The 255-nt window shown below is 52.2% G+C and carries 1 pseudogene; it reads left to right on the forward strand.

The annotated features are described in order from the left end of the window. Window positions 1–255, forward strand: a pseudogene (locus WFK85_RS23555) (phage tail protein); the annotation flags it as partial.

Below are 255 nucleotides of genomic sequence, written 5' to 3' on the forward strand. Positions count from 1 at the left end.
GTACTCAAAGTAGAGGAGATTCATGCGGTAAATATCAGGGCCAATGTCGTGCACCCGACCGACACTCTGGTTCGAGTACGCGTTAGAGCCACTGAAAACGCGCTCGGAAGCCGTGAGCGTAAATATACTGCTTTGGTAACCCGGCATACCATTTCCTACAACCTGAACACGCAGTCAGTTGACTACACGTTGCGAGCTTCGCGCTCCTTTGCAGATGCCGTGGCACACACTTGGTTAATCATGGGTGAGCAGTCG

Source organism: Cedecea sp. VD22, from assembly GCF_037150195.1.
Taxonomy (GTDB): domain Bacteria; phylum Pseudomonadota; class Gammaproteobacteria; order Enterobacterales; family Enterobacteriaceae; genus Cedecea.